The organism is Brevibacterium sp. 91QC2O2 (assembly GCF_024580695.1).
GTDB lineage: Bacteria > Actinomycetota > Actinomycetes > Actinomycetales > Brevibacteriaceae > Brevibacterium > Brevibacterium moorei.
This window is the reverse complement of record NZ_JANIJY010000014.1, coordinates 32061-55858: the sequence shown is the minus strand read 5'-3', so window position 1 is coordinate 55858 and position 23798 is coordinate 32061. Positions and strand designations below refer to the sequence as shown.

General features: G+C 66.4%; 20 protein-coding genes. 11 read left to right on the top strand and 9 right to left on the bottom strand.

Annotated features, from left to right (window positions below; genetic code table 11):
- Positions 1-24 precede the first annotated feature (24 nt).
- Positions 25-1587 carry a CCA tRNA nucleotidyltransferase gene (locus tag NQ036_RS10650; RefSeq protein WP_257058801.1) on the bottom strand — a complete coding sequence of 521 codons (1563 nt, stop codon included), beginning with the start codon at positions 1585-1587 and terminating at the stop codon, positions 25-27.
- Between the two features lie 230 nt (positions 1588-1817).
- Between NQ036_RS10650 and NQ036_RS10645 the strand changes: the two genes are divergently transcribed.
- The 7 genes from NQ036_RS10645 to NQ036_RS10615 all read left to right on the top strand — a co-directional run bounded on the left by NQ036_RS10645 (position 1818) and on the right by NQ036_RS10615 (position 12364).
- Positions 1818-2318, top strand: a complete 501-nt coding sequence (locus NQ036_RS10645) for an NUDIX hydrolase (protein WP_257049332.1) — start codon at positions 1818-1820, stop codon at positions 2316-2318.
- A gap of 1 nt (position 2319) precedes the next feature.
- Positions 2320-4992: a DUF6049 family protein gene (locus NQ036_RS10640; RefSeq protein WP_257058799.1), complete on the top strand. Its 2673-nt coding sequence runs from the start codon at positions 2320-2322 to the stop codon at positions 4990-4992.
- Between the two features lie 14 nt (positions 4993-5006).
- Positions 5007-6890, top strand: coding sequence for a murein biosynthesis integral membrane protein MurJ (gene murJ / locus NQ036_RS10635; RefSeq protein ID WP_257058795.1), 1884 nt, complete (start codon positions 5007-5009; stop codon positions 6888-6890).
- 135 nt (positions 6891-7025) lie between these two features.
- Positions 7026-9725, top strand: a complete 2700-nt coding sequence (locus tag NQ036_RS10630; protein WP_257049329.1) for a hypothetical protein — start codon at positions 7026-7028, stop codon at positions 9723-9725.
- An 81-nt stretch (positions 9726-9806) separates the two neighbouring features.
- A complete protein-coding gene (gene trxB / locus NQ036_RS10625; protein ID WP_257049328.1) occupies positions 9807-10739 on the top strand; it encodes a thioredoxin-disulfide reductase in 933 nt (310 codons plus the stop codon).
- A 41-nt stretch (positions 10740-10780) separates the two neighbouring features.
- Positions 10781-11101, top strand: coding sequence for a thioredoxin (gene trxA / locus NQ036_RS10620; RefSeq protein WP_257049327.1), 321 nt, complete (start codon positions 10781-10783; stop codon positions 11099-11101).
- A 114-nt stretch (positions 11102-11215) separates the two neighbouring features.
- Entirely contained in the window at positions 11216-12364 is a 1149-nt protein-coding gene (locus NQ036_RS10615) for an N-acetylmuramoyl-L-alanine amidase (RefSeq protein WP_257049326.1), read from the top strand.
- A gap of 160 nt (positions 12365-12524) precedes the next feature.
- On the opposite strand, the gene NQ036_RS10610 is transcribed toward NQ036_RS10615, so the two are convergent.
- From NQ036_RS10610 to rpmH, 8 genes are all read right to left on the bottom strand, one after another.
- Positions 12525-13802: a ParB/RepB/Spo0J family partition protein gene (locus NQ036_RS10610; RefSeq protein WP_257049325.1), complete on the bottom strand. Its 1278-nt coding sequence runs from the start codon at positions 13800-13802 to the stop codon at positions 12525-12527.
- Positions 13802-14695, bottom strand: coding sequence for a ParA family protein (locus tag NQ036_RS10605; protein WP_257049324.1), 894 nt, complete (start codon positions 14693-14695; stop codon positions 13802-13804). The genes NQ036_RS10610 and NQ036_RS10605 overlap by 1 nt, the downstream gene beginning before the upstream one ends.
- 167 nt (positions 14696-14862) lie before the next feature.
- The gene (gene rsmG / locus NQ036_RS10600; RefSeq protein WP_257049323.1) at positions 14863-15525 is read right to left on the bottom strand and encodes a 16S rRNA (guanine(527)-N(7))-methyltransferase RsmG; all 663 of its coding nucleotides are present in this window, start codon (positions 15523-15525) and stop codon (positions 14863-14865) included.
- Positions 15522-16085: a R3H domain-containing nucleic acid-binding protein gene (locus NQ036_RS10595; RefSeq protein ID WP_257049321.1), complete on the bottom strand. Its 564-nt coding sequence runs from the start codon at positions 16083-16085 to the stop codon at positions 15522-15524. Before NQ036_RS10595 ends, rsmG begins: the two co-directional genes overlap by 4 nt.
- 13 nt (positions 16086-16098) lie before the next feature.
- Positions 16099-17064: a membrane protein insertase YidC gene (yidC, locus tag NQ036_RS10590; protein ID WP_257049320.1), complete on the bottom strand. Its 966-nt coding sequence runs from the start codon at positions 17062-17064 to the stop codon at positions 16099-16101.
- A 66-nt stretch (positions 17065-17130) separates the two neighbouring features.
- Positions 17131-17481: a membrane protein insertion efficiency factor YidD gene (gene yidD / locus NQ036_RS10585; protein ID WP_257049319.1), complete on the bottom strand. Its 351-nt coding sequence runs from the start codon at positions 17479-17481 to the stop codon at positions 17131-17133.
- Positions 17482-17490: 9 nt separating this feature from the next.
- The gene (gene rnpA / locus NQ036_RS10580) at positions 17491-17835 is read right to left on the bottom strand and encodes a ribonuclease P protein component (RefSeq protein WP_257049318.1); all 345 of its coding nucleotides are present in this window, start codon (positions 17833-17835) and stop codon (positions 17491-17493) included.
- Positions 17836-17841: 6 nt separating this feature from the next.
- A complete protein-coding gene (rpmH, locus tag NQ036_RS10575) occupies positions 17842-17979 on the bottom strand; it encodes a 50S ribosomal protein L34 (RefSeq protein WP_257049317.1) in 138 nt (45 codons plus the stop codon).
- Between the two features lie 809 nt (positions 17980-18788).
- Between rpmH and dnaA the strand changes: the two genes are divergently transcribed.
- The 4 genes from dnaA to NQ036_RS10555 all read left to right on the top strand — a co-directional run bounded on the left by dnaA (position 18789) and on the right by NQ036_RS10555 (position 23769).
- A complete protein-coding gene (dnaA, locus tag NQ036_RS10570; RefSeq protein WP_257058790.1) occupies positions 18789-20309 on the top strand; it encodes a chromosomal replication initiator protein DnaA in 1521 nt (506 codons plus the stop codon).
- Positions 20310-20932: 623 nt separating this feature from the next.
- Complete coding sequence (dnaN, locus tag NQ036_RS10565; protein ID WP_257058786.1) at positions 20933-22096, top strand: DNA polymerase III subunit beta; 1164 nt, start codon at positions 20933-20935, stop codon at positions 22094-22096.
- A 33-nt stretch (positions 22097-22129) separates the two neighbouring features.
- Positions 22130-23263, top strand: a complete 1134-nt coding sequence (recF, locus tag NQ036_RS10560) for a DNA replication/repair protein RecF (protein ID WP_257049313.1) — start codon at positions 22130-22132, stop codon at positions 23261-23263.
- Positions 23260-23769, top strand: a complete 510-nt coding sequence (locus NQ036_RS10555; RefSeq protein ID WP_257049311.1) for a DUF721 domain-containing protein — start codon at positions 23260-23262, stop codon at positions 23767-23769. Before recF ends, NQ036_RS10555 begins: the two co-directional genes overlap by 4 nt.
- Positions 23770-23798: the final 29 nt, after the last annotated feature.

The following is a 23798-nucleotide window of genomic DNA, read 5'->3' as shown; positions in this document are numbered from 1 at the left end:
TATGTAGTTGATATTTTATGCAAATCAATGGGAGGCAGGGCCTGTGGGCTGGTTCTCCGCGGCACCCGACTCGGGCTGCTGGGACCACCAGTCCAGCAGTGCCGCCCGCGCGGCCTCGGCGTCCAGGGGCCCCTGCTCCATTCTGGTCTCCAGCAGGAACCTGTACGCCCGGCCCACCACCGGCCCCGGGGCGATCTGTAGGATCTCCATGATCTGCTTGCCGTCCAGATCGGGCCGGATCGCATCCAGGCGCTCGCGTTCGGCCAGCCGGGTGATCCGCTCCTCCAGGTCGTCATAGGCGAAGGCCAGGCGGTCGGCCTTCTTACGATTGCGGGTCGTGACGTCGGCGCGCGTGAGGATGTGCAGCCGGGTCAACAGCTCACCGGCGTCCGTGACATAGCGGCGCACCGCGGAATCGCTCCATCCGGCATCGCCGTAGCCGTAGAAGCGCAGGTGCAGCTCCACCAGGCGGGACACCTTGGAGATGGTGTCCTTGTCGAAGTGCAGTGCGCGCATCCGCTTGCGCGTGAGCTTCGCGCCCACCACATCGTGATGGTAGAAGGTCACGGCTCCCCCCGCCTCGAACCGGCGGGTGGAGGGCTTGCCGATATCGTGCATGAGAGCGGCGAAGCGGACGATGAAATCCGGCGCGGACAGCACCGGTTCCGGGGCCTTCGACTCCGAGGACGCGGCAGTCGGCTCCGTGCCCTCGGCACCCTTGGCTTCTTCGGCCGCATGGATCCGCTTCATATACGCGGCCTCGAGGTCGACCGCCTGGCGCACCACCGTCAGGGTGTGCTGGTAGACGTCTTTGTGGCGGTGGTGCTCATCGCGTTCGAGCCGCAGGCCGGCGACCTCGGGCAGCACATGGTCGGCGATCCCGGTGGACACCAGCAGGTCGATGCCGGCCGCCGGGTCGATGCCCTTCATCAGTTTGACCAGCTCATCGCGCACGCGTTCGGCGGAGATGATCGTGATGCGCTCGGCCATGTCCGTCATCGCCGTCTTGACCTCGTCGGAGACGGTGAAGCCCAGCTGGGAGGTGAAGCGCGCCGCGCGCATCATCCGCAGCGGATCGTCGTTGAAGCTCATGGTGGCACTGGCGGGGGTCCGGATGACCTTGTTCTCCAGGTCCTGCAGACCGTTGAAGGGGTCGACGAACACGCGGCCGGGCAGGCGCACGGCCATGGCGCCGATCGTGAAGTCGCGGCGGATCAGATCGTCATCCAGATTGTCGCCGAAGGCCACCTGGGGCTTGCGGGAGTCCGGATCGTACTTCTCCGCCCGGTAGGTGGTGATCTCGATCTGATAGCCGCGCTTGAGCATGCCGATGGTGCCGAACTTCCGGCCGATGTCCCAGTGCGTGTCGGCCCAGGGCTTGATCAGCCGTTCGATCTCATCGGGGCCGGCGTCCGTGGTGAAATCCAGGTCCGGCATATCGCGGCCCAGCAGTGCATCGCGCACACTGCCACCCACCAGTGCCAGTTCGAATCCGGCATCGGCGAACAGGCGCCCCAGCGGTCCCAGAACATCGTCCAGGGTGTCGAGGACATCCTGCAATCGTGTGTGCGCGCCCGCTGGAAACACCGAACCTCCAAGTTGATAAACAGCAGGGACAAGCCTACAGTGTCGCCGAGTCCGCAGCGCCGATGCCTCCCGCTGACCCGAAACCGGGGATATGCCCCCGGATACCGGGTCATTCCTCCGGTTTCGGGTCATCGGCGCGTCGTCACAGCGTCGTCGGCACGTCGTCACCGCGCCAGCACCGGAAACTCCGGCATCCATGAACCGTCAAGCCTGCTCGGTAGACTGTCCCCATGTCACGACCGCTTCCCAAGCCGCGCCCTTTTCCGGCGCCCCGCCGTCAGGTGGAGGAAGTGTCTGCCGGTGGCATCGTGGTCGACTTCGCCTCGCCGGACCTGCGCGTGGCCGTGATCGCGCGGATCAACCGGGCCGGCCGGATCGAGTGGTGCCTGCCCAAGGGCCACCTGGAGGGCGATGAGACCGCGGCCCAGGCCGCCCGCCGCGAGGTCGGCGAGGAAACGGGAATCGAAGGAGCCGTCATCACCACCCTGGGCAGCGTCGACTACTGGTTCTCCGCGTCCGGCCTGCGCATTCACAAGGTCGTCCACCATTTCCTGCTGCGCGCCACCGGTGGCCGGCTGACAGTCGACAACGATCCCGACCACGAGGCGATCGACGCCATGTGGATACCCTTCGCCCAATTGCAGGACCGCCTGTCGTTCGCCAATGAGCGCAGGATCGCCCTGGCCAGCGCCTATGTCCTGCCCCGGTACATCCAGCGACCCGGAAGTTGATGTGAACAGACTCCTGCAGACCGTTGCCGCGCTGGCCTCGGCGGCCCTGGCCCTGGCACCCGTGGCAGCACCCGCTCTCGCCGCTCCCGGGTCCGAGGCCGCAGCGGCACCCGGCACCGCGGCGGCACCCGCCGCACCCGCCACGGCCGCACCCGAGGCCTCGGCCACTCCCGCCGAGGGGTCCGGTGCCCTGGGCACCCTGAACGTGACCACGCTGACGCCCTGGCTCGATGCGGACGGCACTCTCACCGTCTCCGGCACACTGACGGCCGCGCGCGACCTCGAGAAGCCGCGGCTGGACCTGCGGATGTCACAGCGCCATTACGATTCCCGCGAGGCGCTGAGCAGTTGGACGAACGGCTCGGGCTCCTCCACCTCACTGGCCCAGGCGGCTGCCAAACCCGTCGTACCGAAGGTGGACACCACGGCCGACGATTCCAAGAAGAAGAGTGCGAAGAAGAAGCCCAAGGCCGAAGTCGCCCAGCTGCCCGCCGAGCTGCCCGCGGGACGGAGCGTCCCGTTCTCCTTCAGCCTGCCCGCCGGCGCCCTGCCCCTGAGTGCGACCGATCCGCTGCGCGAATGGGGCGTGCGCGGCCTGAGCCTGGATCTGAGTTCCCAGGGCTCCACCGATTCCGCTGATTCCCAGGGCCAAGCGGACGACACCGGTACAGAGGACTCCGCGGACGAGGGCCTCGACGCGGACGGGGTGCAGCGGCTGCGCACCTTCACCACCTGGTATCCCCGGCCCAAGATCGATGCGACCCGGCTGGGCACGATCCTGCCGGTCACCCTGCCCAGGTTCGGCCGGAACGGACTGATCGATCCCGCCGAGCTCGAGGCCCAGGCCGCGGATTCCGGCAATCTGGCCTCGCTGCTGGCCGGGATGAAGACGAACCCCTCTGCCGTCCTCGCCGCCGATCCGCGGCTCCTGCTGAGCGTCTACGCGGCACTGCGACCGGCCATGGAGGCCAAGACCGCAGCCGGAGCGGCCGATGCGAAGGCCGGCACCTCGGCGCTCGGCGGAGCAGAGACCGTCAACCCCATTACCGTCAAATCCCTGACCCAGGTGCCCAAGGACGATCCGTACCCGCGGCTGCGCAGCTGGTGGCGCCAGTTCACCCAGGCCACCGCCGGCCATGAGGTCATCGCCCTGCCCTGGGCCGACGCCGATTCCCAGGTCCTGGACCGGGCCGGCCTGCGGAAGCAGTCCGAGGTCGCCGCACACGAACGCAAGCTGGTCACCGATTTCCTCCCCGGTGCGCGCACCGACGTCACCTGGCCGCGGGCCGGGTCCCTGGACTATGAGGGCCTGCACGGTCTGCTGCGCACCAAGGGCCTGCCGATCGTCGACGGAACACAGGCAGCGGCCGATGAGCCCTACACCGTCAACGCCCGCTCGACCGTCACCCTCCATCCTGGGCAGTCGGTGTCCCGCGGCGCCGACCCGATAACCCGGAAGAACGTGTTGGCACTCGACACCGAACTCGACGGACTGGCCGAGCAGGTGGCCGGTGGGGCGAGTCCCGCGCTGAGCCGTGCCCGGCTGGCCGCCGAGACCGCGGCCCTGGCCGGCGAGCGCCCGTTCAGTCGGCGCACCGTGTTGATGAGCATGCCGCGGACCGCCGCGACGACCTCCTGGGCCGAGGTCGGAACGCTGATGGCGAATCTGCCCTGGCTCGAGCACACCGGACTGGCGGATGTGGCCAAGGCGGATCCGGCAGAGCGGACTGCTGTGCCGGCGCGCTCTGCAGACACCGCTGCGGCGAAGGACGGTGCTGCGGCCGAGGACGCCGCAGACGCCGCGGACGCAGACACGGATGCCGATGCCACGGACGCCGCGACCGGGACCGATACGAGCCCTCTCGACACCGTGAAACAGGAGGGCGAGCGCCTGGCCCCGCTGCGCGCCACCGTGGCGCGCAGCAGGACCTTCTCCGCCCTGTTCGTCGACCCCTCCACCGCGCGGACCCGCAACGACCGGATCGTCTTGGGGTGTGCGGCGGTCGGCTGGGATGCGGCATCGACCCGCGTCGCGGCCAGGCAGGCGGCGGCTGCGCGCCCTGCGGGCCAGGCGACTGAGGGTGCGGCCGGCGGAGTCGAGGGAGCGGCCACCGCCCAGACCACCCCGGGTGCCGAGGACGCGCCGGCGGCCCAGCCGCAGGACCGAGACTCCTGCGTCACCGCCGCGCAGGAGCGCCTGCGCGGTCTGGAGGACGGGCTGCACGTTGAGAAGAGCTCCTCGGTGCTGTTGGTCACCGGGGACAAGACGACGATTCCGGTGCGGGTGGAGAACTCCACCGATCTGCCGATTGAGTTCATGGTGGCGTTGACGGGGCAGGGTCCGGCACTGCAGACGGACCGCTCCGAGCCCACGCACCTGGACCCGGATGAGACCGCCCGCGTCGAGGTCCCGGTCGAGGGCATCGCGAATGCCGATGTCATGGCCGATGTCAGGATTCTGGCCACCGACGGCACCGAGGTGGGGCAGCGCCCCGCCATCAACGTCCGGGTCCGCGCCGACTGGGAGAATATCGGTACGGCCGTGATCGGCGCGGGTCTGCTGGCCGTGTTCGTCTTCGGTCTGGTCCGCGCGGTCAGGAAGGGCAAGCGCAAGCTGCCCGAGGACCAGTTGGACGCCGCGCTGGCCCGCGGCCAGGAACACGACAAGGGTTGAGAGGACGGACTTCCGTGCACGAGGACGGAGAACAGGGACCGCAGTACCGGACGCGCGCCCAGCGGCGCAGGGCCGAGGCCGCAGAGGGCTCGGCCGATCGCGATCCGGTGGTGCCCAGGCACTCCACGGGGCGACATCTGTCCGGCCATGCGGCACCGCCGCGCCGGGAGGATGTGCCTGCGCGTCCGAGCACTGCGCCCGCACAGCCGGCCGACGCCACCGATCCGGTGGGGGCCTCGGCGGCGGGAACCGCGCAGGCCGCGACCGCGGATCCGGCGGCGGCGCAGACGAAGAGCCTGGCGAAGTCATCGGCGATCATGGCCGCCGGCACTCTGGTGTCCCGCGTGCTGGGCCTGGTCAAGACGATGCTGTTGCTCACGGCGATCGGCGTGACCGTCGGTGGCACCGCCGATGCCTTCGACGTGGCCAATAAGATCCCCAACAACCTCTACATGCTCTTGGCCGGCGGTGTGCTCAACGCCGTGTTGGTCCCGCAGATCGTGCGCGCGACCAAACAGCCCGATGGCGGTCGGGACTTCACGAACCGACTGCTGACGCTGTCGATCACGCTGCTGCTGATCTTCACGGGTCTGGCGACCCTGTGCGCTCCGGCCCTCATCTGGCTGTACTCCGGTGGCTGGCCGGCCGAGCAGACCGCGCTGGCCGTGGCCTTCGGCTACTGGTGCCTGCCGCAGATCTTCTTCTACGGCCTCTACACGCTGCTGGGCCAGGTGCTCAACGCCAAGGGCTCCTTCGGCCCGTACATGTGGGCTCCCGTACTCAACAACGTCGTGGCGATCGCCGGACTGGGCCTGTTCATCCTGTTCTTCGGCCCCGGCGAGGCCGGGCAGCACGCCGTGGGAACCTGGAATGCGGGCAAGATCGCCCTGCTGGCGGGCTCGGCCACCCTGGGCGTCGTGGCGCAGGCGCTGATCCTGGTCTTCCCCCTCAAGCGGATCGGCTTCCGATTCCGGCCCACCTGGGGTTTTCGCGGGGTTGGTCTGGGCACCGCGGGCAAGGTCGCCGGCTGGACCTTCGCGGCCGTGTTGATCGGCCAGCTGGGCTTCGTGTTCATCAGCCGCACCGCCGCCGGTGCAACTTCGGTCGGCGGGCAGATGTCGGCGGGCAATGCCGCCTACACCAGTTCCTACACCATCTTCATGCTGCCGCATTCGCTCGTCGCGGTATCCCTGGCCACCGCACTGTTCACCTCGCTCAGCCGCTATGCCGCTGACCGGGACGTCGCCGCGGTGCGCGGCTCCTACTCCCAGGGCATGCGCCTGGTGGGGCTGGTCAACGTGTTCTTCACCTCCGCCCTGGTGGCACTTGGCACCCCCACCGCGGCGCTGATCGCCGGCGGCTCCACTGCGCAGGCCAGGACCCTGGGTCTGATCGTCGCGGTGATGATCCTGGGGCTGGTCCCATTCTCCGCGAACTATCTGACCCAGCGTGTCTTCTACGCCTACGAGGACGCCCGCACCCCGTTCTGGATCCAGCTGGTGCAGGTCGCGGTCACCACGCTGGGCCTGCTGGTGGTCGAACGGTTCGGCACGCAGTACGTGGTCGCCGGCATCGGGGCCGCGATGGCGCTGGGCTATACGGTCGCCTGTGTGCTCTCCCTATGGCTGCTGCACCGCAAGATCGGCAGCATCGACCTGTGGCGGATCGTCTGGTCGCACGTGCGCTTCGCCATCGCCGGGATGGTGGCGCTGGTGGTGGGCCGGGTACTGCTCATCGCCGTGGGTGAATCCGCCTACGCCGGCCGGGTCCACTCGTTCATCTCCGTGGCCTGGATGGGCGTCGTCATGCTGCTGGTCTACCTGGTGGCCTGCCGCCTGCTGCGCGTGCGCGAGGTCACAGCCCTGACCCAGGCGGTGCGCACCAAGCTGGGGCGCTGAACAACCGGCACACAGCCGGCGGATAACGAGTTCGTCAAGAACCGGCACCCCGGCCCCTGTTATACAGGTCCGTGTCAGGGGTGGTGGATAGACTGGTGCGCAGGTCCGGGCCCACCCGGACCCGATTCTTCGGAGGTGAGGGAACTGCCCAGCGTCGAACGCGGCCAGGTGATCGCCGACAGGTACGTGGTGTCGGACCTGCTTCGGCCCTGGCTCGCACAGCACCCGGCCGTCGGCATCGTCTGCATGGGGGTCGACGCGATCCTCGACACACCCGTCGTCCTGCGCATCGCCGGCCATGAGAACTCCGGTGATCTGGTCGATTCGGCCAGGCGCGCCGCCCTGCTGAGCGATCCGCGGGTGCCCCATGTGCTCGATGTGCTGCACACCGAACACATGGACGTGGTCGTCACGGAGGACCGCAGCACATCCTCACTGGCCGCTGTGCTCGCACGTGGGCCGATCTCCGCCGAATCCGCCAAGGCCCTGGTGGGCGAACTGGCCACGGTACTGGCCCACGCCGCCACCCGCGGTCTGCACCATCTGTGCCTGGGCCCCGAATGCGTGGGGCTGACGGAGGACAACGATGTGGTCCTCTACGGATTGGGCCTCGACGCCCCCGTGGCGAACAGGCCCTTCAATCTCCACACGGAGGATATGAGCCAGGCCGACGCCCGCCGGGCGGATGCCCTGGCGCTCATCGACATCTACTATGCCTGCCTGTCCGGCCGCTGGCCGGGGAAGGCCGACCATGCGGGGATCGAGGCCGCGGGCCTGAAGAACAACCGGGTCGCCCCGCTGAACTCCTTCGTCGATTCGGTGCCCGCGGCCACCGCCGCCTTCGTCTCCGACGTCGTGTCCGGAGTCGACCCCGGTCCCCGCTCCCCCAGTGAGATCGTCCGGTTCCTCGAACCCTGGGATGCGACGACCCTCAAGGACATCCCCCGGGTGGAGCCGCAGGACTCCCCCGACCCCTTCGGCGCGAAGTCGGCCATGCCATCGGCCACCACCAGCCGCACTCCGCGGGTGACCTCCGAACCGCTGGCAGCGGAAGAGGAGGCCGCCGGACGGCATCCGGGCAGGGCCTCGAGCGAACAGCTGCAGGCCGCACTGGACCGCATCGGGATGACCCGGCCCGGCATGCACGGCTCCCAGGCCGGGGTGTCCGGCGGCGGGCAGGGCCGGTTCGACGACCGGATGGCCATGCGCAAGGCCTCGACCTTCCCACTGGCCGGCGCCGGTGCCGACGACATCGTCGAATGGGACCCACACGAAACCATCGAGGACTACCGGTCCTATGCCCCGCAGTCCCATGACGCCAATCAGACCCGGCCCATCATGCGCAGGGCCGACGGCACGATCCGCGAACCCGGCTACGACACGGACGAACCGGAACCGCCCACGGAGGCCCTGGACGTCATCCCCGACCCCTCGGTCACTCCGGCGGGCCCCGTCGAACAGGACCCGCCCGCGACACCGGCCGCAGCACCCACCGGCGACCAGACCGACGCGGATGACGAATCCTCGTGGTTCCTCGGCGGGATGTTCCGCACCAGGGAAGAGGAATACGCCGCTCAGCGCGCCGAATTCGAACGGGAGCGCGAACTCCAGCGACAGGCCGCCGAACGCGTGCGCCTGCAGGAGGAACGGGCGACGGCCAGGGCAAGGGCGGCCGAGGCCCAGGCGGCTCGCCGGGCGCAGAGCAGACTGGCCACGGACGGCCCGGCTCCCGCGGCCCTGCGAGACGTGGAACCTGCGACCGCGCCCTCCGCAGGAACAGCGGCGGGCACGGCGGCGCAGAGCGAATCCGCGCAGCACGGAACCGCTGCGGACAATGCGGACAAACAGCCCGCGACCTCGGAAACGCCTCGGATCAAGCACGCCCAACCGGATGCCTCGCGGCCGTTGAGCAATCGACCAGAGTCCCCGCGGCCACGGCCCGGCTATACGACCGCGCGACCCGCATCCACTACGGCCCGGGCCGCTGCAGGGGCCACTGCCGGCAGGACCGGTGCAGGGCAGACGGGAACCGGAAATGGCGCCCTGCCGACCGGACAGGCCACTCCCGCACCGGTCCCGGCGCAACGGGCACAGGGTGCAGCGCCCGCCACAGCGGCGCAGGCGGGACCGGAAACCCCCGTCGCGGCTTCGGCGGGGACCACCGCCGCAGCAGCGATGGCGCCGACTCCGGAGGGGAAGGCGTCACCACAGCAGCGCAAGAAGTCCGGGTCCACGGCGGTCAAGGCACTCGTGGGCGTTCTATGTGCCCTGGTGGTCGTCGCGCTCGTGGTGGTCGTCGGCATGATGATCGGCAAGCGTGCCACTCCCACGGCGATGCCCTCGCCCGACGAATCGTCCGCCGCAGGCTCGCAGCAGACCCAGGGGTCCAGCACCTCGGCCAAGCTCAAGCGCCTCGACATCGACGCAGTCACCCCGCGTGACCCGGGCGGCGACGGCACGGAGAACAACGCCAAGGCGGACAATGTGCTGCCGGGCAATTCGGGCAGCTGGCGCACCGATCGCTACAACAGCGCGGAATTCGGTGGGCTCAAGGACGGCCTGGGACTGGATCTGCGGCTGACCGAATCCGCCTCGCTCAAGCGCTTCAGCTTCAAGTCCGCCGGGTCCGGTGGCTCGTTCGAGATCCGGGTGGCATCGGGCGACGACCCGACGGATGCCGCAACGGTGGGCAGGGGAACCTTCGAGAAGGGCACCGTCAAGGTCGACATCGACAAGCCCAGGAAGAGTACCCATGTATTCCTGTGGATCACCGAGCTGCCCAAGACCGACGGCGACTTCCGAGCCGATATCGACACCGTCAAGCTATACGGCTGACCGCCGTGTGACCGGACACCGCGCACCCCGACGGAATAACCGCGGCATCCCACACGTTGTGCCGCACGAACAAGGAGAAAGATGACAGAGAAGAAGCTGGTTATCGTCGGGTCGGGACCCGCCGGTTACACCGCCGCGGTCTATGCGGCGCGGGCAGGACTGCAGCCGTTGATCATCGCCGGATCCGTGACCGCCGGCGGTGAGCTGATGAACACCACAGAGGTCGAGAACTACCCCGGATTCCCCGAGGGCGTCCAGGGACCTGACCTAATGGAGAACATGCGCCAGCAGGCGGAGAAGTTCGGGGCCGAGGTCGTCTACGACGATGTCGCCACCATCGACTTCGAGCCGGGCGCACACCGGCTGACCACCGAGCTCGGCGCCGAATACACTGCGCGGGCCCTCATCCTCGCCACGGGTTCCGCCTACCGGGAACTGGGGCTGCCGGATGAGAAGCGCCTGTCAGGCCACGGTGTGAGCTGGTGCGCCACCTGCGACGGCTTCTTCTTCAAGGGACAGAACATCGCCGTGGTCGGTGGAGGCGACTCCGCAATGGAGGAGGCCACCTTCCTGACCAGGTTCGCCGACAAGGTCACGCTGATCCACCGCCGCGAGGGCTTCCGCGCCTCCCAGGCCATGCTCCAGCGCGCCGAGAACGATCCGAAACTGGAGTTCCTGCTCGATTCGCAGGTCGTCGGCATCGAGGGCGAGGATTCGGTCACCGGTCTGCGGATCCGCAACACCGTAACCGATGAGGAATCACAGCTGCCCGTGACCGGCATGTTCGTGGCCATCGGGTCGGATCCGCGGACCGCACTGTTCAAGGACGTCCTCGACATGCGCGAAGACGGCTACCTGGCAGTCGACGGGCGCAGTTCCAAGACCAGCATGGAGGGCGTGTTCGCCGCCGGCGACGTCATCGACCCCGTCTACCGCCAGGCCATCACCGCAGCCGGTTCCGGCTGCGTTGCCGCCACCGATGCGGAACACTACCTGACAGCGTTGGACGACTGACTCGTCTAACACCCAGCCTGACCATCTTGAAGGAGGATGACATGGCAACCGAAGTAACCGATGCTACGTTCAAGGCCGAGGTCCTGGACAACGATCAGCCCGTCGTAGTGGATTTCTGGGCTCCCTGGTGCGGCCCGTGCCGCATGGTCAGCCCGATCGTCGACCAGATCGCCGAGGAGCAGGCCGATAAGATCAAGGTCGTCAAGGTGAATACCGACGACAATATGCAGACCGCAGCGGCCTACGGCATCACCTCGATCCCGGCGCTGTACGTCTTCAAGGGCGGCGAAGTCGCCAAGACCATCATCGGTGCACGGCCCAAGCCGGCACTGGAGCAGGAGCTGGCCGAGTTCATCGGCTGATCCGCTTTGCGCCCCACCGGTATCCGGTGGAGCATCCGAGTAGAGCACCGGCCCTGGGCCGGTGCTCTACTCCATTCAGAGTTCTCCAGGAACTCATGGGACAATGGGAGCATCATGTCGAACACTCCTCTGCCACGATTCCGCCGCGGTGACACAGACCCTGTCATCGCAACGACGAAGGCTCAGCTGGCGCGCTTGAACATCAACGTCGGCGATATAGAGTCACCTGTGTTCGACGCCGCCTTCGATTCCGCGATCCGTCAGTTCCAGCAGGACCGTGGGATCTTCTGCGATGGCGTGCTCAATGGCGAGACCTTCGCCCAGGTCGAACTGGCGCGGTACCGGTTGGGCGATCGGGTGCTGCGCTACGACCCCTCGAGGATGATGGCCGGGGACGACGTCGTAGAGCTCCAGCAGCGTCTGGCGACCCTGGGCATCTACACGGAGAGCATCGACTACTACTTCGGGCCGCTCACCGACTCCGCTCTGCGCGAGGCCCAGCAGGACCTGGGACTCAAACCAGACGGGATCGCCGGGCCCGCCACCTATCGGGCGCTCGATGATGTGCGCCGTGGCTCCGCGACCGGTAATCTCTTCGCCCTGCGGGAGCGCGTCCGCCGCGCCGCCGAGGGCCCGTCCCTGGCCGGCCGGACCTTCGTCGTCGAGGCTGCGACCACCGGTCGGGACTTCCGTGCCATTCCGCTCAGCGCAACCCACGCACAACTGGAACAGGAGATCTCCCAGGACATCGCCCGCCGCATCGAGGGCCGTTTATCCGCCCTGGGCGCCGCCGTGGTGTTCGCCCGGGCGGATTCCTCCGCGACCCTGGCCGATGAACTCGGGGCCTCGTTGATCATCACGGTCAACCAGGACTTCTATCCCACGCCGGATCCCAATGGTGTGGCCACCTACTACTTCGGGGTCGACGGGGATCCGACCCACAGTTCGCCGGTGGGCGAACTCGCCGCCGATCTGGTCCAGAAGGAAGTCGTGGCCAGGACGGGGATGACCGACTGCCATACACATGCCAAGACCTGGCAGACCCTGCGTGTCACACGCACACCCAAGGTCTTCCTGATGGCCGGCTATCTGACCAATCCGAAGGACCGGGCGGATTTGGAGACGGCGGCCTTCCGCGACGCGATTGCCGAGGGCGTCGTCATCGCCCTGCAGCGCATCTACCTCAAGCAGGAATCGGATCCGACCACCGGCACACTGCGCGTGGCAGACATCCACCGGCTATTGGATCCGCACAGGTCCTGACCCGCCGGTCTCCCGGACCCACCCGGGTCGCCCCTGCAGGGGCGACCCCACTCCAACGCCACAGGGGCGGTCGCCATCGTGTTTCGTACACGATGGCGACCGCCCCTGTTCGCCCACGGAACGTCCGGGTGCGCTGCGCGGTCGGTACTGCGCTGCGCGGTCAGTCCTGAGTGATCCCCAGGGCCTTGAGGATCCGTTCCAGGTCATCCTGGTTGGCGAATTCCACGCTGAGCTTGCCCTTGCGCTTACCCATCGAGATATTCACGCGCGTGTCCAGGCGGTCCCCCAGGCTGGCGGCCAGCGAATCCAGTTCCGGATGTTCCTGCTGCACGGAACGCTTCGCCTTGGGCTTCTCTCCACGGTTGAGCAGCACCACAGCTTCCTCCGTGGCGCGCACCGACAGCCCCTCGGCCACGATGCGCTGCGCCAGCGCCTCCATTCCGGCACCGTCGGCCAGGCCCAGCAAGGCCCTGGCATGACCCTGCGAGATGACCCCGGCGGCCACCCGGCGCTGGACCAGCGAGGGCAACTTGAGCAGGCGCAGGGTATTCGAGATCTGCGGACGGGAACGACCGATCCGGACCGACAATTCCTCCTGCGTGCATTTGAAGTCCTCCAGCAACTGCTGGTATGCCGCGGCCTCTTCCAACGGGTTCAGATCCGAACGATGCAGGTTCTCCAGCAGGGCATCGCGCAGTAGATCGTCTTCCTTGACCTCGCGGATGATCGCGGGGATCTCCGTGAGTCCCGCCTCCTGCGATGCGCGGAAACGCCGCTCACCCATGATGAGCTCATAGGATGGAGCCTGCTTGTCGACCACGCGGACCACCACGGGCTGCAGGACTCCGACCGCCTTGATCGATTCGACCAGTTCGGCCAGTGCGTCCTCGTCGAAGACCGTACGCGGCTGCCGTGGATTGGGCTTGATCTGAGTGACGGGCAGCAGGCCGAAAGCCGTTCCGGGCACCGTCAGAAGTTCGGACTCGGTGGCATCCTCCGCCGGAGTCGAATCACCCGCGGAGGTCTGCGCAGCGGAACCCGTTTCCGGTTTGGAGCCCTCCTCATAGGCGGACTCCACTGCGCGTTCCACCGGAGTCTTCGCAGCATGGCGCCGCTTGGCGGCCGGAGCCGGGGACGGCTCCAGAGACCGGCCCTCCTCGCTCAGGCGCTCGATCGGCGCCGGACCACCCAGCACCTCGGCGGGGACGTTGAGCTTTCCGTCCTCACCCACAAGTCCGTTCCCGCGCCCCCGGCCGGCACGCTTGGCGCGTCGGGATTTGGCCATGCTGGCGGCGGGGTCGAGGTGTTCCTTGTGCTTGGTTTCACGTGAAACCTCACGGGACTCCGGGAAGAAGACATCGACTGGACGCTCCTCTGTGACCACATCGGGAATGAGGGCCCCCAGCCCTCTGCCCAGTCCACGCTTGCGTTCGGCCATTATCTGGCGCCTCCTCGGATGGCGATCTCTTCGGCTGCCTCACGGTAGGACAGCGCTCCGGACGAATTGGGGTCATAGGTGATGACCGTCTGCCGGTAACTGGGAGCCTCGGAGATGCGGACATTCCGGGGAATCGGGTGGCCGATGACCTGGGTCGGGAAGTGTGCGCGCACATCCTCGGCCACCTGCGCGGACAGATTGGTCCGCGCATCGTACATCGTCAACAGGATGGTGGAGACCCGCAGGCGCGGGTTCAGATGCTTCTGGATCAGCTGAATGTTGCTCAACAGCTGGCTCAGGCCCTCCAGTGCATAGTACTCGCACTGAATCGGAATGAGGACCTCATTGGCGGCCACGAAGGCGTTGACGGTCAGCAGGCCCAGCGACGGAGGGCAGTCGATGAAGACGTAGTCGACACGTCGCCCGGCATCCTCGCACTCCCGCAGATAGGTCTGCAGGGCGCCGGTCAGACGCTGTTCGCGCGCCACCAGGGATACCAATTCGATTTCGGCACCGGCCAGATCGATGGTCGCGGGCACCACGCTGAGATTCTCCAGATCCGGGCACTGGGCGATGGTCTCGCGCATCGGCATGTCCTCGATGAGGACATCGTAGATACTGGCCACATCGGTCGAATGATCGATCCCCAGGGCCGTGGAGGCATTGCCCTGCGGATCGATGTCGATGACCAGCACATGCAGCCCCTGCCTGGCCATGGCCGCCGCGATATTCACCGTGGTGGTGGTCTTCCCCACGCCACCCTTCTGGTTGGCCACGGTAAAGATTCGGGTCTCACGCGGAGCCGGGAAGATAGTCGATTCCAAGCGTTCGGCGCGCCGGTTGTCCCGGATGATCTCAGCGCCGAGTGGAGTCGACTCGTCCAGAATCGGCATACTCACTCCGTCCAAATAGTCGTTATGTCAATGGTATCCGAATGCGTGTCCGAAAAAATCCACGGGACGCGCGAAACCCCCGTTTCACGTGAAACACATGTGTAAACGGGGGCTTGCGGATATTTATATACGATTCACGTATTATTTGGCACAGCCGATGCGCCCGATCAGCGACGCTGCACCTCGACCACTCGGGTCGGCGTGGCCAGCAGCCCATCGCCCACCGTGTGGATGACCGGTTCGCGCATTTTGAAGCGCTTGAGCTGCTTCTTGGCCTTGAGGATCTCCTCCTCGGCCCGCTCCCCCTTCAGGGCCAGCACCCTGCCCTCGGGGCCGAGCACGGGAACACACCATTCCAAGAGCACGGGCAGGGCCTTGACCGCCCGCGATGTCGCGACGGTGAAGATCTCCTCATCGACGAGGTCCTCGACCCGCGAGCGCACGATCCGCACATTGTCCAGGCCCAGATCGTCGATCACCATGTGCAGCCAATCGACTCGGCGCTCCATCGCATCGACCAGCACGAACCGGGTGGCGGGCCGGGCGATCGCCAGCGGGATCCCGGGCAGCCCGGCACCGGTGCCGATATCGCCGACCACATCGTCATCGTCGAGCAGCTCGGCTGCAACAGCGCAGTTGAGGATATGCCGGCTCCACAGCCGGGGCAGTTCGCGGGGACCGATCAGGCCCCATTCCACCCCCGTGGTCGCCAGGTGTTCGGCATAGGCGCTGGCCAACGGCAGACGATCGCCGAAGACCGCGCGCGCCGCCTCGGGTTCGGCCTCGAGGACCTGGTCGGGCCCTGTTGGAAGAGATCCGGAATCGCTCACGGCAGGCTCACCACGACGTGGCGGGCATCGCCCTCGCCCGCCGAGTCCGAGGCCAGACCGGCCTTGGACACCCGGTCGTGGATGATCTTGCGCTCGAAGGAGTTCATCGGCTGGAAGCTGTAGGACTCCCCCGATTCCCTGACCTGTTCGATGACCTCATCGGCCCGACGGCGCAATTCGACCTTACGCGAATCACGGTAGCCGTCGATGTCGAGCATCAGCCACGAACGCTGACCGGTCGAGGCCTGCACGGCCAGCCTGGTCAGTTCCTGCAGGGCGGAGAGCACCTGGCCGTTCCGGCCCACCAGGGTGGACAGATTGTGATCGTCGTCCTCGCACACGATCGCGACCTCGGGCCGGTTGTCGGCCACATCGATGTCGATATCGCCGTCGATATCGGCGATATCGAGGAACTCCTCCAAGTAGTCCGCGGCGATGTCCCCCTCCTCCACCAACAGCTGGGAGCGGGTGGGCCGGGCCGGCTTTGACTCAGCAGCGGTCGTATCCGCCGCCGGATCCCGGTCGATGTTCTTGTCCTGGGTGCTCTGATCCTCGGTCATGACGAACGACCCCTCACTTCTTGTTCTTCTTCTGACGGGCCTTGCTCATGGGCTGTTGCCGCTGACCCGATGGCTTGTGACTGTCCTCTGCGTCCTGGTCCCCACCCGTGGCAGCATCGCCCGAGGTGACACCGGGGACGATTCCCTTGCCCTTCTTGGCACGGCGGGCCAGCAGTTCCTTCTCCGCTTTGGACCCGGGGGTCGGCATGGTGCGCAGCACCATCATCTGCTGACCCATCGTCCAACCGTTGGACACGACCCAGTAGACCAGCACACCCAGCGGGAAGTAGATGCCGCCCACTGCGAAGATGACGGGCATCAAATACAGCAGCATCTTCTGCTGCTGCATGAACGGATTGTTCAGCGCGGCCTCGGACATGTTCTTCGACATCATCTGCTTCTGCGTGAAGAACTGCATGGCCGACATCGCGACGATGAGGATGGCGGTGAAGATCTTGATCAGCACGCCATCGGACATGAAGGTGTCCGACAGGTGGAAGATGCCGAACAGGGTGGAGTTCTCCGCCTGCTGCGCCAGTTCGTGGGTCAGACCGCCGATCGGGGCGTGGTGGCCCTCGGCGATGTCCTTGGTATAGCGGATGACGCGGAACAGCGAGAAGAAGATCGGCATCTGCACTAGCAGGGGCAGACAGGAGGCGAAGGGATTGGTCCCGTGCTTCTTGAACAGGGCCTGCTGTTCCTCCGCCATCTGCTGGCGGGAGAACTGGTCCTTCTTGCCCTTGTACTTCGCCTGCAGCTTCTGGATCTCCGGCTGCATCAGCTGCATTTTGCGCTGGGCCTTGATCTGATAGACGAACAGCGGGATGAGGATCGCGCGCACGACGATCGTCAGGAAGGCGATCGCCAACACCCAGGTCCAGCCACCATCGGCCGGCATGCCCATGGCGGTGAAGATCTGGTGGAAGATCGTCATGATCCATGCCACCACCCACTCGATGGGGAAGAGGATCTTATCCATTCATTCTCTCCTTAACCACCGGTGGTGCCGGGGTCTTGTGCTCGAACATCTCGCTATATTCTGCCATCACGCGCCGCCACCCCATATTCGGGCGCTCTGCCGGTCCGCATAGGAACCGTGCACATGGTCGACCCCGCCGTGCGAGAACGGATTGCAGCGCAGCAGACGCCAGACGGTCAGCCCGGTACCGCGGATCGCGCCGGTCACCTCGAACGCGTCCAGGGCGTATTTGGAACAGCTGGGGTAGTACTTGCACACATCCCCGTACAACGGCGATACGAGGCGGCGGTAGGCCCGCATGAACCAGACGAAGGGCATCCGCGGTGCGATCCGCAGGACATAGCCCAACCGGACCGGGCCCGCGGCGCCCCGCGGATAGGGTGGCAAGGACGATGGGGTGGACTCGTATGCCTTCATAGAAGGACCTCAGTCACGCCGGTTCTTGCGCCGGGCACGGGCCAGCAGCCCGTCGACCGTGGCATCGAGCTGCGCGAAGCCCGCGCCGGCGGCCGCCGGTTTGACCCGGAGGACGTACAGGCCCGCGGGTAGGGAGTCCAGGCGGGCGTGCATGATCTCCCGCAGGCGGCGCTTGGTCCGGTTGCGGACCACCGCGTTTCCCACGGCCTTGGATACGACGAATCCCACGCGCACAGCGTGGGATTCGTCTGCTAGATAGTGCAGCACCACGAACGGGGAACCGGAGGCGGTCCCGCGCTTGAAGGTCCGGCGGAAATCCTCACCGGACCTGACGCGATTCGCGGCGGGCAGCAAAGCCGGTCAGGCCGACAGGCTGTTGCGGCCCTTACGGCGGCGCGCGGCCAGGATCGAACGGCCGGCACGCGTGCGCATGCGCAGGCGGAAGCCGTGCGTCTTGGAGCGCTTGCGGTTGTTCGGCTGGAAAGTACGCTTCGTCATGATTCTCCCTTGTGGTATGAACGTCTGCCCTGCGCGGCGCACAGGTTCGATAGGATCCGCGGGACCGACACGAGGTCGGCCACCTGGTTCCATCCCTGCGCAGGAAGGGCCAAAAGGAAGATGACAACACTCAACGGGCCCGCAACACAGGACACTCCATATTAGGCGGTAGCGCGGGGGCCGGTCAATTCCCACAGGGTCGGCTGCCATGTGATTCACCTTCCAACCGGGTTTTCCACACGGATCCGCGCCGATCGCACCCTTTTCGGGTCCTTTTGCTGCCACTGCGAGGACTTCCCCGGCATCCTGTCCACACGTCGCATTCCCTTGTGGAAAGCGGGTTACAGCCGTTCTTCCACCGGTTTATCCCCAGATTGTGGAGAAAAACTTCCCCGTCTGGGGAAACCGGGACGGGTTACCCACAAACCGTACACAGCGGAGTGTCCATGCTGTGATTGTCTTGTCCACACGAGAGGCATCTCACCTGTGGATTCAGCCCCTCCGGGACCATCGTCCACAACCATGATCCGAACCGGTCAACACCCTGTTCACCGATGGCCAAGCCGCAGAGCCCCGGTTTTCCGGGCTAGTTCCGCAGTGAGGGGAACAATCACATGGATGTGATTTCCACAGACTTGTCCACCGGTGTGGAAATCCGGTTCCGGGTGTGGATCTCTCCACAAAGTGTGGAAAACTATGTGGAAGAACGTCCACGCAGTTGTCCACAGGATCTGCACAACCCTATTCCACTTGGAGGTCCTTTGTCCGTCCCACCGTCCGAACCCGACCTAGCGGCCGTCTGGCAGGAGGTGCGCAGCAACCTCTTCAAGGACGAATCGATCACCGCACACCAGAAGGGATTCCTGTCCCTGGCACAGCCCAAGGCCTTCGCGGGTGACCAACTGGTGGTTCTGGCGGTGCGCAACGACCTGACCAGGACCACCCTGGAGACCAGCCTGCGCGAACCTCTGGCCCGCGAGTTCGAACGGGTGCTGGGCCACCAGGTGTCGTTCGCGATCGCGGTCGAACCCGATCTGAATGTCCCGGAATCCGCCTCGGGCAGCCACACCGTGGAACACGTGCAGCCGGCCCAGTTCGGCCCCGGCTCCTACGGGGGTCGCCAGGCGCCCTCCCCCGCCTTCCCCGGCCGTCCCGAGGACTACTGGCAGGTGGAGATCCACGGTGACGAATACGGGGGTCCCGCCACCGCAACGGTCCCGGAGCCGGCACCGGCCCGCGATCCCGCTCTGGGGCGGGCACCCGCCATCGACGGGAACGGGGTTGACCAGCTCAACCCCAAGTACACCTTCGACTCCTTCGTCATCGGCGCGTCCAACCGGTTCGCCCATGCTGCGGCCTTCGCGGTGGCAGAACAGCCGGCCAAGGCATACAACCCGCTGTTCATCTACGGCGATTCGGGACTGGGCAAGACCCACCTGCTGCATGCGATCGGCCATTACGCAGCCCAGCTGTACCCCAATATCCGGGTCCGCTACGTGTCCAGCGAGGAATTCGTCAACGACTTCATCAACACGATCGGCTCGTCGACGACCTCGAACTCGCTGCGCCCGGCCTTCCAGCGCCGCTACCGTGAAGTCGACATCCTGATGATCGACGACATTCAGTTCCTACAGGGCAAGGACGCCACGGTCGAGGAGTTCTTCCATACGTTCAATGCACTGCACAACGAACACAAACAGGTCGTGATCTCCTCGGATCAGCCGCCCAAGATGCTCAAGGGCTTCGAGGAGCGTCTGCGGTCCCGCTTCGAATGGGGTCTGCTGACGGATGTGCAGCCGCCGGACTTGGAGACCCGCTTCGCCATCCTGCGCAACAAGGCCCTGGGCGAGAACCTCAAGGTGCCCGACGACGTGCTGGAGTACATCGCATCGCGGATCTCCTCGAACATCCGCGAGCTCGAGGGCGCCCTGATCCGCGTCACCGCCTTCGCGAACCTCAATTCGCAGACGATCGACGTGAGCCTGGCCGAAACGGTGCTCAAGGACTTCATCAGCCAGGACGACACTCCGGAGATCACCCCGGCGGACATCATGGGCCAGGTGGCGGGTTACTTCCACCTGACGATCGACGATCTCAAGGGCAGCAGCCGCTCACGCACCCTGACCACCGCCAGGCAGATCGCCATGTACCTGTGCCGGGAACTGACCGACCTGTCCCTGCCGAAGATCGGCCAGGAATTCGGAGGCCGCGACCACACGACGGTGATGCACGCGAACAAGAAGATCCGCACACAGATGACGGAACGGAGGGCCATCTACACGCAGGTCACGGAACTGACAAACCGCCTCAAACAGCATCATCATCTGTAGAACCGGTAGTCAACAGGTGTGGATAAACCTGTGGTTAACCCGTCCAAGCCTGGGTAGGGGTGAATGAACAGTTCCAGACCGGCCTGTGGATGACTGTGGAAGAACGATTCAACCGTCCACAGGCGTCCACACCCCGTCCTGAGATCCTCCACAGGTTTCCCACCGTGGGAAGAAGGCCGCTATCCCGCGTCATTACTGGGCAGGAGAGCTCTTCTCCACAAGTTCCACACCGGCTACGACTACTACTGATATTCCAACTCGACATTCAAGAGGGCCCGCCGCGCATTGCCCCGGGAGCCAAGGCCACCAGGGCTCCTCGAGGAGAGTGAAAAGCTCTGAGGAGCAGGAATGCGCAGTTTTGCACATGTGTATCCACCTGTGAGTCTTTGGATGAATCAGGGAGATTCATCGGATGACCTCCGCAAACCAACCCGAAAGTTGTCCGATGACTAGGGGGTCGGGAATCGTCGTACTGTCGGCTGGAGCGAAATAGGGTGTGCGTTTTTGCACGCACCTGAGAAACCAGGGCTTTTGCCGATTCCCCGGTGCGATAGGATGGGGAGTCCGCGCGCATGAGTGCGTCTGCCGCTGCAGCGCATGGGCGGCGCACAACCCTGTAGACGATGGATTTCGGGAGAGACGTGAACGCTGAGGCCGCACCGACTGTGAAGTTCAAGGTGGAACGGGACATTCTGGCCGAAGCGGTCACCTGGACCACCAAGACACTCCCCCAGCGTCCCGCCGTTCCCGTGCTCACCGGCATCCTCATCACCGCCGATCCCGCGGGTTCCGTGCACCTGGCCGTTTTCGACTACGAAGTATCGGCCCGCGCCGAAATCGCCGCCGAGGTCGAGGTGCCGGGTACCTTCCTGGTCTCCGGCAAGTTGCTCGCCGAGATCTCCCGAGCGCTGCCGGCACAGCCGGTGACCCTGGAACTGCAGGAGAACAAGGTCACGGTCAACTGCGGCTCCTCCCGCTTCACCCTGATGACGATGCCCGTCGACGAGTACCCGGCTCTGCCACAGGTCCCCGCGACCACCGGCGTGGTCGGCGCCGAGGCCTTCCAGCACGCGGTCAACCAGGTCGGCGTGGCCACGAGCAAGGACGACACCCTGCCGATCCTGACCAGCGTGCGGATGGAGATCACCGGCAACACCGTGACCCTGCTGGCGACCGACCGCTACCGCCTGGCGGTCCGCGAATTCATGTGGAATCCCAAGGCCGCTGATTTCGAGGCCAACGCCCTGGTGCGCGGGAAGACGCTGACGGATGCCGCCAAGGCCATGGGCGGGGACATCCAGATCGCGCTGGCGGAATCCGGTGGCAAGGACATGCTGGCGATTTCCTCGAACGGCCGGGTCATGACCTCACTGCTGGTCGAGGGCGATTACCCGAAGGTGCGCTCACTGTTCCCCAAAGAGGCCTCGATCTCCGCGATCCTGGAGACCTCCGCCCTGCGCGAGGCCGTGCGGCGCGTCTCCCTGGTCGCCGAGCGCAACACCCCCATCCGCTTCGAATTCGCCGACGGCGCGCTGACCCTGCGGGCCGGCCAGGGCGATGACGCCCAGGCCTCGGAGGCGCTGCCGGCGACGATCGACGGGGAGAACATCACCACAGGCTTCAACCCGCACTTCATCGCCGACGGACTGGCCCAGATCGATACGCCCTTCGTGCGGTTCTCGTTGACGGAACCGAAGAAGCCCGTCGTCATCACCGGCCAGCAGGAGCTCGACGGCGAATACGATTCCACCTATCGGTACCTGCTCATGCCGATCATCCGCTTCTGACCGGGCACTGACCCGGGTAGGGTCGCTAGCGCTATGTGGGTATCCAAACTGGCCCTGCACGACTTCCGGTCGTATGAGCACCTCGAACTCGATCTGCGCCCCGGCGTGACGACGTTCGTCGCGCCCAACGGCTGGGGCAAGACCAATCTCGTCGAGGCGCTGGGCTATGTCTCGACCCTGCGCTCCCATCGGGTGGCCAATGATGTGCCGCTGGTGCGCGTCGGATGCGAATCCGGTGTCGTGTCGCTGCTGGCCCACCGCGGCCCGCGTTCGGTCACCCTCGACATCACGATCAAGGCCAAGGGCGCCAACCGGGCCAGGATCAACCGGCAGCCCGTGCGCACCCGCGACGTCCTGGGCCTGCTGCCCACCGTCGTCTTCGCCCCGGAGGATCTGGACCTGGTCAAGGGGGATCCGGCAGGGCGGCGCGACTTCCTCGACACCCTGCTGGTCCAGGGAGCGCCGCGCTATGCCGCTGTGCTCAGCGATTTCGACCGGGCCCTCAAACAGCGCAACGCCCTGCTCAAAAGCCTGAAGAACCGGCCCGACCCCGCACTGGAATCGACCCTGGACATCTGGGATAGGGCCTTCGCCCAGGCCGCCGCACAATTGGTGATGGGGCGGCGGAACCTGGTGGAGCGCCTGGCTGCGCCCCTGACCAGGGACTTCAAGGCCGTGGCCCTGGACGCCCGGCCCGAGCGCCAGGACGCTGCGGCGCGCTACACCAGCCGGATCGACTACACGGGGCTGGACACCACCGCCGGGTACGAGGACGCGATCGTCGAGGCCGTGGCCTCCCGGCGGAGCAAGGAGATCGACCGGGGCCTGACTCTGGTGGGACCGCAGCGCGACGATGTCGAACTACTCATCGGCGGCGTGCCGGCCAAGGGCTATGCCAGCCACGGCGAGAGCTGGTCCCTGGCCCTGGCCCTGCGGCTGGCCGGGTGGCAGGTGCTGCGCGATGACGCCGGCGACGAGGACGGGCAACCGGTGCTGGTGCTCGACGATGTGTTCGCCGAACTGGATGCGGGTCGGCGCACCCGGCTGGCCCAGATGGTCGCCGGTGCCCAGCAGGTGCTCATCACCGCCGCGGTGGCCGCCGACATCCCGGAGAACCTGGCCGGCGCCCGGATCGACCTGTCCGCCGCGGATGCGGGGACGGCATGACCGCACAGGACGAACCGCCCCTGGCCGCGCTCGAGGCCCTCGACCGGGTCAGGCGGATGGGTGAGGGTTCGCGCCCCGGTTACTCCGGCAGTTTCCGCCGGACTCCGCGCGGCATCCGCGAACCCCAGTACTCCGGGGCGGGCGCCGATGCCAGGGATCCGCGGAAACTGGCGGACGACCTGGCCGTGCTGACCCGCGATTACGGTTGGCGGACCCAGTTGGATGTGGGGATGCTGCTGGGCTCCTGGCCGCGCCTGGTGGGCCCCGAGGTGGCCGAGCACTGCGAACCGGTGAAGATCGACCCGCCCAAGCTGACGGTGCGCGCGAGCTCGACGACCTGGGCCACCCAGCTGAAGATCATGACGTTCTCCCTGTTGGACCGCCTCGAACGCGAACTGGGACACCGGGTGATCGACGATATCGAGATCCTGGGGCCGAAGCAGAAGTCGTGGAGTCATGGGCGCCGTTCCATCAAGGGCCGGGGGCCCCGCGACACCTATGGCTAGTCCCCTGCACCCAACTCCCCCGGGTGGCC

Excerpts from the sequence above, each read along its gene's own strand:
- NQ036_RS10645 (WP_257049332.1), top strand. The coding sequence starts at position 1,818 with ATGTCACGACCGCTTCCCAAGCCGCGCCCTTTTCCGGCGCCCCGCCGT.
- trxB (WP_257049328.1), top strand. The coding sequence starts at position 9,807 with ATGACAGAGAAGAAGCTGGTTATCGTCGGGTCGGGACCCGCCGGTTAC.
- trxA (WP_257049327.1), top strand. The coding sequence starts at position 10,781 with ATGGCAACCGAAGTAACCGATGCTACGTTCAAGGCCGAGGTCCTGGAC.
- NQ036_RS10615 (WP_257049326.1), top strand. The coding sequence starts at position 11,216 with ATGTCGAACACTCCTCTGCCACGATTCCGCCGCGGTGACACAGACCCT.
- NQ036_RS10610 (WP_257049325.1), bottom strand. The coding sequence starts at position 13,802 with ATGGCCGAACGCAAGCGTGGACTGGGCAGAGGGCTGGGGGCCCTCATT.
- NQ036_RS10605 (WP_257049324.1), bottom strand. The coding sequence starts at position 14,695 with ATGCCGATTCTGGACGAGTCGACTCCACTCGGCGCTGAGATCATCCGG.
- NQ036_RS10595 (WP_257049321.1), bottom strand. The coding sequence starts at position 16,085 with ATGACCGAGGATCAGAGCACCCAGGACAAGAACATCGACCGGGATCCG.
- yidC (WP_257049320.1), bottom strand. The coding sequence starts at position 17,064 with ATGGATAAGATCCTCTTCCCCATCGAGTGGGTGGTGGCATGGATCATG.
- yidD (WP_257049319.1), bottom strand. The coding sequence starts at position 17,481 with ATGAAGGCATACGAGTCCACCCCATCGTCCTTGCCACCCTATCCGCGG.
- rpmH (WP_257049317.1), bottom strand. The coding sequence starts at position 17,979 with ATGACGAAGCGTACTTTCCAGCCGAACAACCGCAAGCGCTCCAAGACG.
- dnaN (WP_257058786.1), top strand. The coding sequence starts at position 20,933 with ATGGATTTCGGGAGAGACGTGAACGCTGAGGCCGCACCGACTGTGAAG.
- recF (WP_257049313.1), top strand. The coding sequence starts at position 22,130 with ATGTGGGTATCCAAACTGGCCCTGCACGACTTCCGGTCGTATGAGCAC.
- NQ036_RS10555 (WP_257049311.1), top strand. The coding sequence starts at position 23,260 with ATGACCGCACAGGACGAACCGCCCCTGGCCGCGCTCGAGGCCCTCGAC.